Here is a 16,697-nt window from a genome sequence, read left to right on the forward strand (position 1 = left end):
GGCAGCCTCGGCGGCCGCCACACAAAAAAAGGCATCGGCGGCGCCGATGCCTTTTGCTTTTTCAATCAGGCCAGGGCGCAATCCGCACCCTGGCGCCAACTCAGGCGAACAGCTGCTTGTGTTCGTCGCGCAGCAGGTTCTTCTGCACCTTGCCCATGGTGTTGCGCGGCAGCTCCTGCACTACGAAGCAGCGCTTGGGAATCTTGAAATTGGCCAGCTGGCCCTTGAGCGCATCGACCACCGCCTGGGGCTCCAGGGCGGCACCGGGGCGCGGCACGACCACGGCCACGCCCACTTCGCCGAAGTCCGGGTGCGGCACGCCGACCAGGGCGCTTTCGGCCACGCCGGGCAGCTCGTTGATGAAGCCTTCGATCTCGGCCGGATAGACGTTGTAGCCGCCCGAGATGATCAGGTCCTTGCTGCGGCCCACGATGCTCACATAGCCCCGCTCGTCGAGCTTGCCCACGTCCCCCGTGCGGAACCAGCCATCGGCCGTGAACTCCTCGGCCGTCTTCTCGGGCATGCGCCAGTAGCCCTTGAACACATTGGGGCCACGCACCTGGATGTTGCCGATCTCGCCCACGGGCACCTGCTCGCCTGCGTCGTCCACGATGCGCACGCCCACGCCGGGCAGCGCAAAGCCCACGGTGCCGGCGCGGCGCTCGGACTGGCCGCCGTTGTGCGCGTCGGCGCGGTAGGGGTTGGAGGTCAGCATGATGGTCTCGCTCATGCCGTAGCGCTCCAGGATGACGTGGCCGGTGCGCTCCTGCCAGTCGCGGTGCGTCTCCACCAGCATGGGGGCCGAGCCCGAGATGAACAGCCGCATGTGGGCCGCCGCCTCGCGCGTGAGCCGCGCGTCCGCCAGCATGCGCACGTAGAGCGTGGGCACGCCCATGAAGACGGTGGCGTCGCGCATGCGCGAGATCACCGTGCCGGGCTCGAACTTGGACAGCCAGATCATGGGGCTGCCATTGATCAGCGCGCCGTGGATAGCCACGAACAGGCCGTGCACATGGAAGATGGGCAGCGCGTGGATGAGCACGTCGCCGTCCTGCCAGCCCCAGTAGTCCTTGAGCGTCTCGGCGTTGGACAGCATGTTGCCGTGCGTGAGCATCGCCCCCTTGCTGCGGCCCGTGGTGCCGCTGGTGTAGAGGATGGCGGCCAGGTCGTCCTCGCCGCGCTCCACCACCTCATGCTCGTCGCCATGGTGGGCCGCGCGCTCCAGCAGCGTGCCGCTGCGGTCGTCGCCCAGGGTGTAGACATGGGCCACGCCCGAGGTGAAGGCGATCTTGGAGACCCAGCCGAAATTGCCCGGCGCGCAGACCACGACGGCGGGCTCGGCATTGCCCACGAAGTATTCGATCTCGGCGCTCTGGTAGGCCGTGTTCAGCGGCAGGAAGACATGGCCGCTGCGCAGCGTGGCCAGGTAGAGCATCAGCGCCTCGACCGACTTTTCCACCTGCACGGCGATGCGGCTGGCGGGCGGCAGTTGCAGCGACTGCAGCAGGTTGGCCATGCGCGCGCTGCCACGGTCCAGGTCGGCCCAGCTGTAGAACAGGCTGGCGCCGTCCGCGCCTATGGCCTCTACGGCCCACTTCTGCAGATCCTGGGGAAAGGCGGCGCGCAAGGCAGCGAACAGATTGCGGTTGGTCATGGCTGTGAAGAAGAAGGAAGAGTCCGCGGGAAGCAGGGAAATCTCAGGCACGTTCATGGTTGGGCGAAGACTGCGCCACGGACAGCTCGCGCAGGATGCGCTCGCGGTCCGCGTCCAGCGCGGGCGGCTGCCTGCGCACCAGGGGCTGATCGCACGCGGCCAGCAAGGGGTTGCCCGCCACGCGCAGTGTCTGGCCACCGGGGGCCTGCACCTGGGCCAGCATGCCGCGCTCGCGCACCTGGGGGTGCTCGACGACATCGGCCACGCTGTTGTACTCCCCCGCCGGGATGCCATTATCAGTGAGCAGGCGCAGCCAATGCGCCCTGGGACTGTCCCGCAGGCGCGCCTCCAGCGCGGCCTTGAGTTCGGCCTGGTGCTCGCAGCGCAGGGCATTGCCGGCAAAGCGCGCGTCCTCGGCCAGTTCGGGCAATTGCAGCAGGCTGCACAGCTTGCGGAACAGCGCATCGCTGCCCACGGCGATGACGAACCAGCCGTCCTGCGCCGCGAACACATCGAAGGGTGCCATGGACGGATGCCGCGTACCCATGGGCCCCGGCACGCTGCCCAGCGCGCCGAGCCGCGCCACGGGGTTCTCCAGCAGGGCCACCTGGCAGTCGAGCATGGAGACATCGACACGTTCGCCCTGCCCCGTGCGGGCGCGGCGCATGAGTGCGGCCTGCGTGCCGATGACGGCGTACAGCCCTGCGCCCAGGTCGCCGATGGACACGCCCACGCGGCAGGGCCCGGCGCCCGGGTGGCCGGTCACGCTCATCATTCCGCTCATGGCCTGCACCACCATGTCGTAGGCAGGAAAGCCGCTGTAGGGACCCGTCTGGCCGAAGCCAGAGACCGACGTCATCACCAGCCGGGGATGGCGCGCATGCAGGGTCTCCCAGCCATAGCCGAGCTTGTCCATGGTGCCGGGGCGGAAGTTCTCGACCAGCACATCGGCGCCTTGCAGCAGGCGCTCGAAGACCTCGCGGTCCTGCGGCTGCTTGAGGTCCAGCGCAATGGATTCCTTGTTGCGGTTCACCGACAGGAAATAGGCCGAGCCCCCGTCCACAAACGGCCCGATGCCGCGCGCATCGTCGCCCGTGCCGGGCTGCTCCACCTTGATCACGCGCGCGCCCAGGTCGGCCAGCATCTGCGTGCACATGGGGCCGGCCAGCACGCGCGTGAGGTCGATGACGGTAAGGCCTTCCAGCGGCAGGCCCGTGGCTTGTTCATTCATAGGGATTTCCATATCGTTATCTACTGCTTGATGCGACACCCACAACCTGTGGGACCGGCGGGGCCCAAGACCAGGACACCGAGGAAGGGCCGCTCCCGCACCGAGGGTGTCGTCCCCCCGCGAAGCGAGAGGGGGAAGGCGCGTGGCGCCTCAGGGGGTGTCTCACTGCAGCCCGGCGCCGGAACGCTGGGTCAGGGCCTTGGACTCCTGCCCTTCCTTGAGGGCCCAGGCGCGGAATTCTTCTAGGGATGCCGAGGGCGCGGCCAGATTGCCCTGCTTGGCCAGCCTGGCCTTCACATCGGGGTCTTCCAGCGCCTTGGTGCTGGCATCGAACAGCTTCTTCGCCACGTCCTCGGGCAGACCCGCCGGGGCGAACAGGCCGAACCAGAACGTGTAGTCAAAACCCGGCACGCCGGACTCCTTCATGCCCGGCAGCTCGGGAAACAGCGGGGAGCGCTCGGCCGTGCTCACCGCCAGCATGCGCAGCTTGCCCGCCTGGGCCAGCGGCAGCACCGAGGGCGGCGTGCCGAAGGTCAGGTCCACATCGCCGGCGGCCACGGCCTGTATCGATGGCGCACCGCCCTTGAACGGCACATGCAGCATGCGCAGCCCGCCGCTGGCGCCCGCGAACGACAGCGTGGCCAGGTGCGTGATCACGCCTGCGCCCGAGGAGGAATAGCTGAGCTTGTCGGGCTGGCTGCGTGCCAGCGCCACCAGATCGCCCACGCCCTGGCCCGGAAAATCCTTGCGCACGGCCAGCAGCATGGGGGCTGAACTCCAGCGCGTGATGCCCGTGAAGTTGCGCGCGCCGTCATAGCGCGCGCTCTTGTAGAGCAGCTGGTCCGAGCCATAGATATTGGCGCTGCCCAGCAGCAGCGTGTAGCCGTCGGGCGCTGCACGCGCCACATGCTCGGAGGCCAGCGTGGTGCCAGCGCCCGGGCGGTTGTCCACCAGCAGGGGCTGGCCCAGGATCTTGCCGACCTTGTCGGCCACGATGCGCGCCACCGCGTCGGCGCCGCCACCGGGAGGAAATCCCACGACCAGCGTGACGGGCCGCGCGGGATAGGACTGGGCCATCGCGCCACCGGCCAATCCGGCCAGCAGCAACGACAGTGCAAAACGCTTGAACATGGCTTGTCTCCTGTTTATTGATACCCCCTGAGTCGCTGCGCGCCTTCCCCCCAAAGGGGGACGACACCCTCGGTGCGGGAGCGGCCCTTCCTCGGTGTCCCCGAGTTGGGCCGCGCCGGTTCCGTGGGCTGTGGGCGGTAGGCAGCACCACGGGCAATCTGCGTGTATGCGGGAGGATGCGGTTCAGCGCCCCTTGAACTCCGGACTGCGCTTCTCGCGCCAGGCCCGGCCGCCTTCCTGCAGGTCTTCGGAGGCGATGCTGCGCTGCACCTCGCGCGTGATCTCGGCCACGTCATGGCGGCCACGCGCGATCAGGTTCAGGTGCTTTTTCATGCCGAACAGGGGGATGGGCGCCATGGCGGCCAGCGTGCCGGTGAGCTGCTCCACGGCCACGGCGAAGGCGGCGGGATCGGCCAGATGGGTGAGGAATCCGCAGGCCTTCATCTCCGGGGCCTGGATGCGCTCGCAGGTCAGGAACAGCCGCTTGGCCGTGTCCAGGCCCAGGCGCGAGACATAGCGCTCCAGCCCGCCCGCGTAGAAATGCAGGCCCAGGCGCGCGGCCGGCATGAACATCTCGGCCGCCGTGCTGCCCACGCGAAAGTCGCAGGCCAGGGCCATGTCGGTGGCGCCGCCGTAGACGCCGCCGTGGATGGCGGCCACGGTCACGGCGCGGCATTGTTCGATGGCGTCCACCATCTCGCCGAAGCTGCTGCCCTCGGTCTGGCTGCCCTGGATCTCTGATATATCATAACCACTGCAAAAGTACTTGCCTTCGCTGCGCAGCACCACCACGCGCACATCGTCGCGGTGGTTGATATGCTCCATGTGCGCGACCAGCGCGCCCAGGTCTTCCGGGGCCAGCTTGTTGGCCGCTTCGGGACGCTGCAGCGTGATGGTGGCCAGGTGATCCTGGATGTCGAGTCTGGGTGTCATATGTATCAGTCAGTCAATCAGATATATTTGAATTAGAAAATGCTTCCAGCCAAGCAGCCATTGGAGAAAACCCCGGCCACGTCCAGCCTGCAGGAGCGTATACGGCAATCGCTGGAAGACGAGCTGCGCTCGGGCGCCATGCGGCCCGGCGACGCCATCGACGAGCCGGCCCTGTGCGAACGCTTCGGCGCCTCGCGCACCCCCGTGCGCGAGGCGCTGCTGCTGCTGGTGGCCAAGGGGCTGGTGGAGATCGTTCCGCGCTCGGGCATCTATGTGCGGCGGCTGGATGCGCGCGAGCTGGTGGCCATGATGGAAGGCCTGGCCGAGCTGGAAGGTGTGCTGGCCCGACTGGCTGCCACGCGCATCCATGCGCAGCTGCGCGAGCGGCTGCAGGCGGCGCTGGCGCACACCGCTGCCTGCGCCCAGGCGCAGGATGCCGAGGGCTATGTGCAGGCCAACATGCAGCTGCACGAACTGATATACGAGGCCAGCGGCAATGACTTCATCGTGGAGCAGACGCGGCTGCTGCGGCTGCGCATCACGCCCTACCGGGGCCGCATGTTCGAGAAGCCCGGCCGGCTTGCGCGCTCGCAGCAGGAGCACGCCACCGTGGTGGCCGCCATCTGCGCAGGCCAGGCGGAGGTGGCAGCCGAGGCCATGCGCCAGCACATCTGCGCAGGCGGCAGCGCCTTCACCGACATGGTGCTGGGCGCGCCCGCGCAGGCGGGCTACGAGCGCCCGCGCAAGTCAAGGTAGCCCGAAGAGGGCTCAGGGCCGCACTTCGAAGGCCAGGAACTGCGTGACCTGGTTGTCCGCGAAGTTGTTGTCGGCCACCAGCACCAGGGTGCGGTTGCCGTTGGCCAGGCGCGGACCCCAGGAGATGCCTTCGATGTTGTCGAGCTTGACGCCCTGGTAGGTCACGGGCATTTCCAGCAGCAGCTCGCGCTTCATGGGCTTGTAGCTGGCGCCCACCAGGCTCTTGAAGCTGCGCACGTCGGTGGTGTCCGGCTCGATGGTGGCGCGCGTCAGGCGGATGGTGTTGCCCACGCCATCGGCAAAGGCGCGCTCGATGGCGATGAACTCGTTGTTGGAGACCGCCAGCAGCTCGGGCAGGCCGTTGTCCGGCGGAAAGCTGCCGCTGGCGGCCTTGTCCAGCGGAATCTTCGGGAGTTGGTAGGCATACTGCGCGCCCGACTTGCCCGTGGCCGGATCGAGCTTGAGGACGCGGATGACGCTGCCCGCTGCCAGCGTGGTGAGGGGGCCGTCTTCCACCAGCGCATCCTCGTTGGCCGTGAACACGCTGCCTTCGGGCGTGACGGCCAGGGCCTCGAACAGCTTGTTGTTGCGCCCTCCGCTGGTGGTGTTGTCCACGTAGTTGAAGGCCGCAGGCGTCTCGAAGTCGCGCACGAAGCTGCCGTCGACCTTGATCTCGCGCACAAAGGGCTGGAACAGGCTGGCGGGGTCGGTGCTGAAGTTGCCCTCGCTGGACACGTAGAGGTTGCCGTTGGGCGCCACGCGGATGCCTTCGGGGTCCACGGTGCGGCGCGTGCTGGGCAGCGGCTGGCCGTCGCGGCCCTTGAGCGTGACCATCTTGCGGATGGTCACGGCCTGGATGGCCTTGTCATCGAACTGAATGCCCAGGTTGTAGAAGCGCGGCGTGCCACGCTCGCCGCCGCGCTCATCGGAGATGGCCCAGTAGCTGCCATCGGGCGCGCGGTCAAGGCCGGAGATGCCGCCGAACTCCACGCCGTCGAACAGTGTCTTGGTCCTGATGCTGTAGTCGCCGATCAGCCGCAGCGAGCCGATGGTCTCGGGGCCGTCGTCGCTGCCGCCGCAGCCTGCCAGGCCCGTGGCCGTGCCGAAAGCCAGGACCAGCGCGAGCAGCACGGATGCGGGCGAGCGGACCTTGTCTGCCTGGTTCATATTCCCTCCCAGGATGGATCTCAGAAGGGATGGACCGTAGCCAAGGCCCGTGACAGGGTGGTGACATGCACGCGCATGCCGCCGCCCTGCACCAGCCCTGACCGGCCCCTCGTCCGCTACTCCAGCTTGGCGCCCGAGGCCTTGACCACCTGCGCCCAGCGCGCGATCTCGCCATGCACCATGGCCGCGAACTGCTGCTGGTTCATGCCGCCGTAGTCGGCGCCGTTGCGCGCCCAGATGGACTTGATCTCTTCGGCCGATCCTATGCGCTGCACCTGGTCGATGACCTGGGCCTGCACGGCCTGCGGCGTGCCCTTGGGCGCCCACAGGCCGTACCAGGTCGTGACCGTGTAGTCGGGCAGGCCGGACTCGGCCGCGCAGGGCACGTCGGGGAAGGCGGGATTGCGCTTGTCGCCAGAGACCATCAGCGCGCGGATGCGCCCGCTCTTGATGTGCTGGGCCGACGAGCCCAGGCCGTCGAACATCATGTCCACATTGCCGGCGATCAGGTCCTGCAGCGCCGGGCCCGCGCCCCGATAGGGAATGTGGGTGATGAAGGTATTGGTCTGCAGCTTGAACAGCTCGCCGGCCAGGTGGTGCGAGGTGCCCGCGCCCGCCGAGGCGTAGTTGAGCTTGCCCGGCCGCTTGCGCAGGTCGGACAGCAGCTCCTGCACGGTCTTGTGCGGCACGTTGCGCGGGTTGACCACCAGCACCTGGGGCACGCTGGCCAGCAGGGCCAGCGCGATGAAGTCGCGCTCCAGGTCATAGTCCAGGCGCGGGTACATGGACGGCGCAATCACATGGTGGGTGCCGCCCATGAAGAAGTTGTAGCCGTCCGGCGCCAGCTTGGCCGCGTAGCTGGCGCCCAGGGTGCCGCCTGCGCCGCCGCGGTTGTCGATCACCAGGGTCTTGCCCGCGCTCTTGGCGAACTGGGCCGAGAACGGCCGGGCAAAGGCATCGGTGCCCCCGCCGGCTGGAAACGGCACGACCAGGTTCACGGGTTTGGACGGCCAGTCCGCCGCCGCGCGGGCTGCCATGGGCAGGGCCAGCGCGGCCATCGAGGCCCCGGCTGCGCGCAACACCGCGCGCCGCCCCGTGGGGTGGGAAGCTTGCATGACTTGTCTCCTTGTCGCCTCTTTGAGGCTGTCTTCGTTGTCAGGCGCAGCAGTCCCTGTGCAAGAAAAGGGGCACGGCCTGCGCCGCGCCCCTTTTCATTTGCACAGGGCTTCGATGTCCGAGGACACCGGTATGCGGCCCTGCGCCAGCAGGCCGCGATGCTTGTCCAGGCGCTTGAGGTCGTAGAGGTAGTTGACCATCAGCCCCAGCGACTGCTTGAGTCCCTTGGCCGACAGGTCGGCCGCCCAGTTGAGCCGCTCCACGCGCGCGCCATTGCCCAGGTGAAAACGCGCCACCGGGTCCAGCGGCCGGCCCTTGGCCGTCTCGCGCCCCAGATAGTGGGCAGCGCAGAACAGCAGTGCGCGGCGCACGGGTGCGTCGGGCTTGAGATCCTGCGGCGCATCCAGCGCCGCCAGCAGGTGCTCGGCGCCCATGCCGCCGGCCTTGAGCTCGAAGGCCTTGCGCTGGCGCTCGTCCATCTTCTCCAGGATGGCATCGCCGTGCTTGGCGATCCAGGCACGCAGGCCCGGAATGGGAGACAGCGTGGCGAAATGGCGCAGCCGGGGGAACTCGCCCGTCAGCGTCTCCACCACATGCTTGATCAGCGAGTCGCCAAAGCTCACGCCGCGCAGGCCGGCCTGGGTGTTGCTGATGGAGTAGAAGATGGCCGTGGTGGCGCGGCCCAGGTCGGAGGCCGCCGCCGTCTCGTCCAGCAGCGGGGCGATGCTGTCGGACATCCGGTCCACCAGCGCCACCTCCACGAAGATCAGCGGCACGGTGGGCATGCGCGGGTGGAAGAACCCGTAGCAGCGCCGGTCGCTGTCCAGGCGGTTCTTGAGGTCGGCCCAGCTGCGGATGTCGTGCACGGCCTCGTACTGGATGAGCTTTTCGATCAGCGAGGCCGGCGAGTCCCAGCTCAGGCGGCGCAGCTCCAGCAGGGCCACGTCGAACCAGTTGGCAAACAGGTGCTCCAGCTCGGCGTCCAGAGCGGAAAAGCGCTGCTGCTCCGCCTTGGGCAGGGCCAGCAGTTCGGCGCGCAGGTCCACCAGAAAGCCCATGCCGCCCTGGGGCTGGGCAAAGCGCTGCAGCAGCCGCGTGCGCGGCGACATCAGCGCGCGGCGCAGGTCCATCTCGGCCTGGCCGCGCTCGGCATCGCTGGTCGCCGTGTCATAGCGCTTTCGCGCGGCCATCAGGGCTTCGGTATCGGGGCCGAACTGCTCGACGATCAGCGCCCAGAAATCCTTGTGCGCGGGCAGCTCGGCCTGGGCGTACCAGTCCATGAGCAGTTGCGCATGGCGGCCGCCCTCGACATCGCTCAGGCCGGCGTCGGCGGCAGCCTGCAGGTCTTCCATGAGCTTGCGCAGCTCGCGCGGGGACAGCACTTCCTGGCCGCGCCGCAGGGTGGCCTGCAGGCGCTGTGCCGTGCCGCGCGGCGCGGGTCCCTTGGCTGCCTCGCCCTCGGACTTTGTTGCAGGCGCAGCCGCATCGGTGCTGCGAAAGCGGGACACATTGCGGGCAATCCAGTCAGTAGCCAGACCCATTCAGAAGTTCCTCCATGTCAAGCGGTCACGGGACTGTCATGCCGCCAATCGGCCAATGACAATCTTTTGCTGCTCACATTATGAGAGTCTGCACGGCAGACCGTGTACGCCGATGTCGCGTTCTTGTCTTCGGGCTATCCCCATGCATGCCCCTGTCCCCTCTCCCGTCAACCTTGCACAAAAAAAAGCGGGCACCAGGCCCGCTTCGTATCCGTGCGTACCGCCGGCCTCAGGCCGGCTTGCCCGCCTGGGCAGGATAGGCCGGGCGCCCCGCAGCCCAGAACCACATGGCGATGCCGCCGATCACCATGGGCACGCACAGCCACTGGCCCATGCTCATGCCCAGCGACAGCAGGCCCAGGAAGTCATCGGGCTCGCGGAAGTACTCGGCAATGAAGCGGAAGGCTCCGTAGCCGACGAGGAAGACCGCCGCCACCTGGCCCGGCTTGTGCTCCTTGCGCGCATACAGCCACAGCAGCACGAACAGCAGCAGGCCTTCCAGCAGGAACTGGTAGACCTGCGAGGGGTGGCGCGGCAGCATGGAGCCGCTTTGCGGGAAGACCATGGCCCAGGGCAGCTCGGGGCTGGCGAAGCGGCCCCACAGTTCCCCGTTGATGAAGTTGCCGACGCGGCCGGCCGCCAGGCCCGTGGGCACGCAGGGCGCGACGAAGTCGGCCACCTCCAGCCAGGAGCGGGCCCGCGAGCGCGCGAACCAGACCATGGAGGCAATCACGCCGACCAGGCCGCCATGAAAGCTCATGCCGCCCTGCCAGACATAGAAGATCTCCAGCGGGTGGCTCAGGTAGTAGCCCGGCTTGTAGAACAGGCAGTAGCCCAGCCGGCCGCCGACGACCACGCCGAGCACGCCCAGGAAAAGAATGTCTTCCACGTCCTTGCGCGTCCAGGCGCGGTCGCCCTGCATGCGCACGAAGGGCGGGTGGCGCAGCCTGCGCGTTCCCAGCCAGAGGAAGAGGCCGAAAGCGGCCAGATAGGTCAGGCCGTACCAGTGCACGGCGAGGGGCCCGATCTGCAGGGCCACGGGATCGATCTGCGGGTACATCAGCATGGTCGGCATTGTGCCGCAGCGCCGCATGGCCGGCGCCGGCCAGGGGTTGGAAAGCTGGCGGCGCGGCGGTTCAGCCCGGCTGGCTTTCCTGGATGGCCATGAGCTTGTCCAGGGCCGCGAACAGATGGCGCTGCTCGGTGGCGGTCAGAAGTTGCTCCAGCTCGTCTTCCAGTTGCACCACCACGCCCTCGGCCCGCGCCTGCAGCGCGCTGCCTTCGGCCGTCATGTGCAGCTGCTGCAGCCGGCGGTCGCGCGGATCGGGCTGGCGCCCGATGAGCCCGCGCTGCACCAGGCGCTCGACCACCGGCACCAGGTTGGAGGGCGAGATGTCCAGCGCCTCGCCCAGCTGGCGCAGGTAGATGCCGGGATTGGAGTGGATCAGCACCAGGATGGAGAACTCGCTGGGCTTGAGGTCCAGTTCGGCCACGCGCCGCGCGAACAGCTTGTGGATGTGGATTTCCGCACGCGTGAGGCGGTAGCCCAGGAAACGCTGCAGGCGCGACTGATCGACGGCGGGTTCGGAGGAGCTGTCCATGGACACGGATCTGGAAGAGGAAGAAGGCACACCGAGGCAAAGCCGCCCCGGCGCCTGCGGATCTTCAGGGCCAGTGCGGCGTTCCATCATAAAAGCCCCGGCTGCCCGCTCAGGCCACGGCAGCCGGCAGCGGCGTGCGCGCGGCGGACTCGGTGCGGCGCAGCCAGTGCTCCGCATCCAGCAGCCCATGCGCGAAGAACCAGGCCGCGCTGTCCGCCTTGGAGCGGCGCAGCGCCGGATCGGCCAGCGGCTGGCTGACGCGCGCCGCGCGCGCCCAGGCAAAGGCCATGCACAGCGTGCCGACCAGGCGCAGATAGTCCTCGGCGCAGCGCGCCAGCAACGGGGCGTCGCCTTCGGCGCGGGCGCACAGCGCGCCCGTCAGCGCTTCGGTGCGATCGCTCCAGCTGCGCAGCGCGACGGCCAGGCCGGGCTCCATGCCCGCCGCCTCGCAGGCAGCGGCCTCCTCGCGCAGTGCCGCCAGCAGCGGTGCCAGCGCGGCCCCGCCGCTGGCCGCCACCTTGCGCTGCAGCAGGTCCAGTGCCTGGATCTGGTTCGTGCCCTCGTAGATCATGGCGATGCGGGCATCACGCAGCGTCTGCTCGATGCGGTACTCGTGCACATAGCCGTAGCCGCCGAAGACCTGCAGCGCCTCGCTGGCCAGCGCAAAGCCCCGCTCGGTGAAGAAGGACTTGACCACGGGCGTGAGCAGCGAGGCCAGCGCATGGGCCTGGGCGCGCTCCTCGGCATCCGGCGCCTGTTCGGCCAGGTCCAGCTGGTGGGCCACCCAGCCTGCAATGGCGCGCATGCCTTCGGTCCAGACGCGCAGGTCGGCCAGCATGCGCTGCACGGCCGGCTGCAGGGCGATGGGGTCGGCGGGGCCCTGCGCATCGGCGGGCCGGGGCTGGGCACGCATCTGGCGGCGCTCGGCCGCATAGGCGCGCGCCAGCTGCCAGGCCATCTCGGCATGGCCCAAGCCCTGCAGGCCCACGTGCAGGCGGGCGGAATTCATCATCACGAACATGGCGGCCAGGCCCTGGTGGGGCTGGCCGACCAGCCAGGCCTGCGCACCCTCGAAGCGCATGGCGCAGGTGGCGCTGCCCTTGATGCCCATCTTCTTTTCGATGCCGTCGCAGTGAATGGCGTTGGGCAGGAACCCGCCGCCGTCCTGGGGAATGCCGCGCGGCGCCAGGAACAGCGACAGCCCGCGCGTGCCCGCCGGCGCATCGGGCAGCCGCGCCAGCACCAGGTGCACGATGTTCTCGCTCATGTCCTGGTCGCCGCCCGAGATGAAGATCTTGCTGCCGTCCAGGCGGTAGCTGCCATCGCCCCGGGGCCGGGCCTGGCTGCGCAGCAGGCCCAGGTCGGAGCCGGCCTGGGGCTCGGTCAGGCACATGGTGGCCAGCCAGCGCCCGCTGACGATGTGCGGCAGGTAGGTGGCGCGCAGGTGCGCGTCGCCATGGGCGTGCAGGCAGGCATAGGCGCCGTGCAGGATGCCCGGGTACATGGTCCAGCCATGGTTGGCCGAGGCCAGCATTTCGTGCAGCGCGGCATCCAGCAGCTGGGGCAGGCCCTGGCCGCCGGCCTCGGGCGCGCAGGCCAGGGCCGGCCAGCCGGCTTCCACGAAAGCCGCATAGGCCTCGGGAAAGCCATCGGGCGTGCGCACCCTGCCCTCTTCCAGTCGACATCCCTGCAGGTCGGCCGGGCCGTTGAGCGGCGCCAGCACGTCGGCGCAAAAGCGCCCGGCCGCCTCGACCACCATGTCGGCCGTCTCCTGGTCCAGGGCTTCATGGGCCGGCATGCGGCGCCAGTCGGCCTCTGCGCCCAGCCAGTGCTGCTGGACGAAGCGGATGTCCTCCAGCGGCGGCTGGTAATGCGAGCAATGCGATGCCTGCGCGCTCATGCCCGGCCCTCCATGGCCGCGACCAGGCGGCGGTAGGGACCGATGGCGCTGGCCAGGCACAGCACGGACAGCAGCGCGGCCAGGGCGGACACCAGGCCCAGCGACAGGCCCACGAGCTTTTCGTCGTGGAAAACGAAGTCGGTGAAAAAGGCCACGAGGAAGGGGCCGAGCCCCAGGCCGATCAGGTTGATCAGCAGCAGGTAGATGGAAGTCACCTGGCCGCGCAGCTGGTTGGGCGTGACCGCCTGCAGGATGGGCGGCGCCAGCGCCACCGGCATGCCCAGGAAGAAGGTGGTGACCGCCACGGCCACCAGGGCCACGGTGGGCGAAGGCGCAAAGGCCAGCACCAGGCCGCTGGCGATGAGCACGCCGGTGGCCACCAGCGAGATGACGATCGAGCCCACCTGCTTGCCGCGCGCCGTGAGGTAGTCGGCCAGGAAGCCGCTGAGCAGCATGCCGCCAATGCCGAAGGTCAGGATGATGACGCCGTAGGCCGGGCCGATCTCGCCGGGCGTCCAGCCCCACTGGCGGATGAAGGTGGCCGGCAGCCAGGCCGTGACGCCGAAGGTGATCATGGCCGTGATGCCCGGCGCCAGCAGCAGCGGCAGGAAGGCGCGCTTGTTGCGGAACACATGGGACAGATCGGGCGCGGGGCCTGCTGCAGCGGCGGCCCTGGCGGAGGCGCCTGCCGCCTGCAGGCCGCGGCGCACCGGCTCGCGCACGGTGTACATCAGCGCCACCAGCGGAATGCCGGGCAGGGCCACGAAGATGAAGGCCGCCTGCCAGGGCTTGAAGCTGCCCAGCAGCGGGAACACCACCTCGCCGGCCTGGCTGGTGGCCTGGATGACCAGGCCGCCCACGATGAAGGCCGTGGCCGAGCCGATGTACACGCCCGAGGTGTAGATGCTCATGGCGCGCGCGCGGCGCTCGGGCGGGAAGTAGTCGGCCAGCATGGAATAGGCCGCCGGCGACAGCGCCGCCTCGCCCACGCCCACGAACATGCGCGCCACGAACAGCGAGACAAAGCCCGTGACATAGCCACCGGCCGCCGTGGCCACCACCCAGATCGCCATGCCGATGACGATGAGGTTGCGGCGGTTCCAGCGGTCGGCCAGGCGCCCCAGGAAGATGCCGACGAAGGTGTAGAAGATGGCGAAGGCAAAGCCGTGGACGATGCTGAACACCCAGTCCGACAGCTGCAGATCCTTCTTGATGGGCTGCACCAGCAGGCCCAGGATCTGCCGGTCCACGAAGGACAGGGTGTAGGCCAGCAGCAGGATGATGGTGACGTAGTAGGCATAGCCGAGTCCGTTCGACTCGGCCGGCGCGGGCGTGGACACGCGGCCCGGCGGGTAAGGCAGGCTCATGGAGACCTCCTGTGGAGGAAGGGAAAGCGGAAAAAAGAAAGCGGGAAAGCGAGACAGGGCTGCGCATGAAAAGGGCCGGCGCACCGCGCCAGCCCTTGCGCGGGCATCAGCCCGCGCTGTGCTCGACCAGCATCAGCGCATCAAGCGCGACCACGCCCTGCCCTTCGGGCAGCACGATGACCGGGTTGAGGTCGATCTCGCGGATGGCCGGCGTGCCGCGCAGCACCTGGCCCAGGCGCACGATGAGCTCGGCCAGCGCCTGGCGGTCCAGCGCCGGGGCGCCCCGGTAGCCGTGCAGCAGCGGCGCGCCCTGCAGGCGGTCCAGTTCGCGCAGCACCTCGCCGGTGGACAGGTCGGCGTCCAGCAGGCGCGCATCGCGCATGATCTCGGCCGTCACGCCGCCCAGGCCGGCCAGGATCACCGGGCCCCACTGCGGATCGTTGCGCGCGCCGATGATCATCTCCAGGCCACGTTGGCCCATGGCCTCGATCAGCACGCCGTCCAGCGCAATGGCGCTGTCATAGGCCGCCACGTTGGCATGCAGTCGCCCCCAGGCCTCGCCCATGGCCTGCGCATCGGCAATGTTCAGGATCACGCCGCCCGCATCGCTCTTGTGGCTGAGGTCGGCGGACTGGGCCTTGAGCGCCACGGGCCAGCCGATCTCCGCCGCAATCGCCACGGCCTGCTCGGCCGAGGTGGCCAGCCGGCCGCGCGCAAAGGGTATGCCGGCCTGTGCCAGCACGGCCTTGGATTCGTACTCGGGCACCACCGTGCGGCCTGCGGGCAGGGCCAGAGCGATGGGCTGGGCATCGGTGCGCTCGAAACTGCGCTGGCTGAAGGCGGTCAGGCGCTGCACGGCGCGCAGGGCACGCTCGGTGCTGGGGAAGTACGGCACGCCCAGCGCACGCATCTCGGCGATGAACTCGGCAGGCACGGCCGCGCCCTCGTCCAGGCCCGCCACGATGACGGGCTTGGCCGGCCGCAGCTCGCGCACGGCGCGCAGCACGGGTGGCATCTTGATGCCGCAGGTCACCGGATCGCCCTGGATCAGGCCGACCAGGACGGTGGAAAAGCGCGCATCGCCAAACAGCGCATCCAGCGTGCGGAAATACAGATCCGGCTCCACCAGGCCCTGGGCCGTGAGGTCCAGCGGGTTGCTCACGCCCACGAACTCGGGCAGTGCAGCACGCAGCGCGGGCGAGTCGTCGTCGCCGATGGCGGGCAGGGCCAGGCCCAGTTGCTCGGCCCAGTCCAGCGTCAGCGCCTTGAAGGCGCCGGACTCGCCCAGCACGGCAACTCCCGATGCAGCGGCTGCACCGGCCCCACCAGCCGATGGCAGCACGGGGCAGCGGATGGCGATCTCGGCGATGTCGCCCAGCTCCTCCAGTGTCTCGGCAAACACGGCGCCTGCGCGCTCCAGCTTGGTGCGCATCAGCGCATAGTCGCCGGCCATGGCGCCGGTGTGCGTGGCGGCCGAGGCGCGCGCCGCACTGCTCTTGCCCGGATGCAGCAGCACCACCGACTTGCCCAGGCTGCGCGCACGGGCCACGGCGGCCAGGATGCGCGCGGGCTGGCGGAACTGCTCGACGATCATGGCGACCACGCGGGTGGAGGGCTGCTCCAGCAGGAAGTCCACATAGTCCTCGGCATGGCTGGCAGCCTCGTTGCCCGTGGAGATGGCGTGCGACAGCGGCAGCGCGCGGCTGGCCAGCGTGGTGCACAGCACGGTCATCATGGCGCCGCTTTGCGAGACCACGCCAATGGCGGGCCGCGTGGCATCGACCTGCTGCGCGTCGATATTCACCTCGACAAAGGTCAGCGGCACGCGCTGCAGGTAGTTGATGCAGCCCAGGCAGTTGGGGCCTTCCACAACCATGCCGGCCTCGGCGGCAATGCGTGCGATCTCGCGCTGCTCGGCCATGCCGCGCTCGCCCGCCTCGGCAAAGCCTGCCGAGAAGATCACCGCCGCGCCCACGCGGCGCGCCGCCAGTGCGCGCACTGTCTCCAGCACAAAGGGCTGGGGGATGGCCAGCACGGCCACATCCACGCCTTCGGGCAGCTGATCGACCGAGGCCAGGCAGGCCCGCCCGGCGATCTCGCTGCGCTTGGGATTGATCAGGTGGATGTCGCCGGCAAAGCCGTTGCGCTCCAGGTTGCCCAGCACCGATGCGCCCAGCGCACCCGGCGTGGCCGAGGCGCCGACGATGGCGATGGAACGCGGCCTCAGCAGCCTGCCGATGTCGGGCCGCAGGGCGGCCGCCATCTCTGTCGTTGTCATTCTTGTCTCCAATGGGTTGGCG

13 protein-coding genes are annotated in these 16,697 nt (G+C 69.0%); 1 reads left to right on the plus strand and 12 read right to left on the minus strand.

The features are described 5' to 3' along the window. Positions 1-100: 100 nt before the first annotated feature. The 4 genes from IAE24_RS13180 to IAE24_RS13195 form a co-directional block, all read right to left on the minus strand. Positions 101-1,654: a malonate--CoA ligase gene (locus IAE24_RS13180; protein WP_043819527.1), complete on the minus strand. Its 1,554-nt coding sequence runs from the start codon at positions 1,652-1,654 to the stop codon at positions 101-103. Positions 1,655-1,697: 43 nt separating this feature from the next. Next, a complete protein-coding gene (locus tag IAE24_RS13185) occupies positions 1,698-2,885 on the minus strand; it encodes a CaiB/BaiF CoA transferase family protein (protein ID WP_199961710.1) in 1,188 nt (395 codons plus the stop codon). 162 nt (positions 2,886-3,047) lie between these two features. Continuing rightward, positions 3,048-4,016 carry a Bug family tripartite tricarboxylate transporter substrate binding protein gene (locus tag IAE24_RS13190; protein ID WP_047217627.1) on the minus strand — a complete coding sequence of 323 codons (969 nt, stop codon included), beginning with the start codon at positions 4,014-4,016 and terminating at the stop codon, positions 3,048-3,050. Between the two features lie 183 nt (positions 4,017-4,199). Continuing rightward, positions 4,200-4,949: an enoyl-CoA hydratase/isomerase family protein gene (locus IAE24_RS13195; RefSeq protein WP_199961709.1), complete on the minus strand. Its 750-nt coding sequence runs from the start codon at positions 4,947-4,949 to the stop codon at positions 4,200-4,202. A gap of 39 nt (positions 4,950-4,988) precedes the next feature. On the opposite strand from IAE24_RS13195, the gene IAE24_RS13200 reads away from it, so the two are divergent. Next, positions 4,989-5,705, plus strand: coding sequence for a GntR family transcriptional regulator (locus IAE24_RS13200; protein ID WP_013803234.1), 717 nt, complete (start codon positions 4,989-4,991; stop codon positions 5,703-5,705). A gap of 12 nt (positions 5,706-5,717) precedes the next feature. Here IAE24_RS13200 and IAE24_RS13205 read toward each other — a convergent pair whose 3' ends face one another. From IAE24_RS13205 to IAE24_RS13240, 8 genes are all read right to left on the minus strand, one after another. Beyond that, the gene (locus IAE24_RS13205; protein WP_199961708.1) at positions 5,718-6,872 is read right to left on the minus strand and encodes an esterase-like activity of phytase family protein; all 1,155 of its coding nucleotides are present in this window, start codon (positions 6,870-6,872) and stop codon (positions 5,718-5,720) included. Positions 6,873-6,988: 116 nt separating this feature from the next. Next, entirely contained in the window at positions 6,989-7,987 is a 999-nt protein-coding gene (locus IAE24_RS13210) for a Bug family tripartite tricarboxylate transporter substrate binding protein (protein WP_012204613.1), read from the minus strand. 96 nt (positions 7,988-8,083) lie between these two features. Beyond that, the gene (locus IAE24_RS13215) at positions 8,084-9,529 is read right to left on the minus strand and encodes a malonyl-CoA decarboxylase (protein ID WP_199961707.1); all 1,446 of its coding nucleotides are present in this window, start codon (positions 9,527-9,529) and stop codon (positions 8,084-8,086) included. Between the two features lie 229 nt (positions 9,530-9,758). Further along, positions 9,759-10,604, minus strand: a complete 846-nt coding sequence (gene lgt / locus IAE24_RS13220; protein ID WP_225614206.1) for a prolipoprotein diacylglyceryl transferase — start codon at positions 10,602-10,604, stop codon at positions 9,759-9,761. 61 nt (positions 10,605-10,665) lie between these two features. After that, positions 10,666-11,130 carry a MarR family winged helix-turn-helix transcriptional regulator gene (locus IAE24_RS13225; protein ID WP_013803237.1) on the minus strand — a complete coding sequence of 155 codons (465 nt, stop codon included), beginning with the start codon at positions 11,128-11,130 and terminating at the stop codon, positions 10,666-10,668. Positions 11,131-11,239: 109 nt separating this feature from the next. Next, positions 11,240-13,030: an acyl-CoA dehydrogenase gene (locus tag IAE24_RS13230; protein WP_199961706.1), complete on the minus strand. Its 1,791-nt coding sequence runs from the start codon at positions 13,028-13,030 to the stop codon at positions 11,240-11,242. Next, complete coding sequence (locus IAE24_RS13235; protein ID WP_063326633.1) at positions 13,027-14,397, minus strand: spinster family MFS transporter; 1,371 nt, start codon at positions 14,395-14,397, stop codon at positions 13,027-13,029. Before IAE24_RS13235 ends, IAE24_RS13230 begins: the two co-directional genes overlap by 4 nt. Positions 14,398-14,503: 106 nt before the next feature. Beyond that, complete coding sequence (locus IAE24_RS13240) at positions 14,504-16,675, minus strand: acetate--CoA ligase family protein (RefSeq protein WP_199961705.1); 2,172 nt, start codon at positions 16,673-16,675, stop codon at positions 14,504-14,506. Positions 16,676-16,697: the final 22 nt, after the last annotated feature.

The organism is Delftia sp. S65 (assembly GCF_016516495.1).
Taxonomy (GTDB): domain Bacteria; phylum Pseudomonadota; class Gammaproteobacteria; order Burkholderiales; family Burkholderiaceae_C; genus Comamonas; species Comamonas acidovorans.

Coding starts and splice junctions, on each gene's coding strand:
- IAE24_RS13185 (WP_199961710.1), bottom strand. CDS start 2,885: ATGAATGAACAAGCCACGGGCCTGCCGCTGGAAGGCCTTACCGTCATC.
- IAE24_RS13180 (WP_043819527.1), bottom strand. CDS start 1,654: ATGACCAACCGCAATCTGTTCGCTGCCTTGCGCGCCGCCTTTCCCCAG.
- IAE24_RS13200 (WP_013803234.1), top strand. CDS start 4,989: ATGCTTCCAGCCAAGCAGCCATTGGAGAAAACCCCGGCCACGTCCAGC.
- IAE24_RS13215 (WP_199961707.1), bottom strand. CDS start 9,529: ATGGGTCTGGCTACTGACTGGATTGCCCGCAATGTGTCCCGCTTTCGC.
- IAE24_RS13195 (WP_199961709.1), bottom strand. CDS start 4,949: ATGACACCCAGACTCGACATCCAGGATCACCTGGCCACCATCACGCTG.
- IAE24_RS13230 (WP_199961706.1), bottom strand. CDS start 13,030: ATGAGCGCGCAGGCATCGCATTGCTCGCATTACCAGCCGCCGCTGGAG.
- IAE24_RS13235 (WP_063326633.1), bottom strand. CDS start 14,397: ATGAGCCTGCCTTACCCGCCGGGCCGCGTGTCCACGCCCGCGCCGGCC.
- IAE24_RS13210 (WP_012204613.1), bottom strand. CDS start 7,987: ATGCAAGCTTCCCACCCCACGGGGCGGCGCGCGGTGTTGCGCGCAGCC.
- lgt (WP_225614206.1), bottom strand. CDS start 10,604: ATGCCGACCATGCTGATGTACCCGCAGATCGATCCCGTGGCCCTGCAG.
- IAE24_RS13225 (WP_013803237.1), bottom strand. CDS start 11,130: ATGGACAGCTCCTCCGAACCCGCCGTCGATCAGTCGCGCCTGCAGCGT.
- IAE24_RS13205 (WP_199961708.1), bottom strand. CDS start 6,872: ATGAACCAGGCAGACAAGGTCCGCTCGCCCGCATCCGTGCTGCTCGCG.
- IAE24_RS13240 (WP_199961705.1), bottom strand. CDS start 16,675: ATGACAACGACAGAGATGGCGGCCGCCCTGCGGCCCGACATCGGCAGG.
- IAE24_RS13190 (WP_047217627.1), bottom strand. CDS start 4,016: ATGTTCAAGCGTTTTGCACTGTCGTTGCTGCTGGCCGGATTGGCCGGT.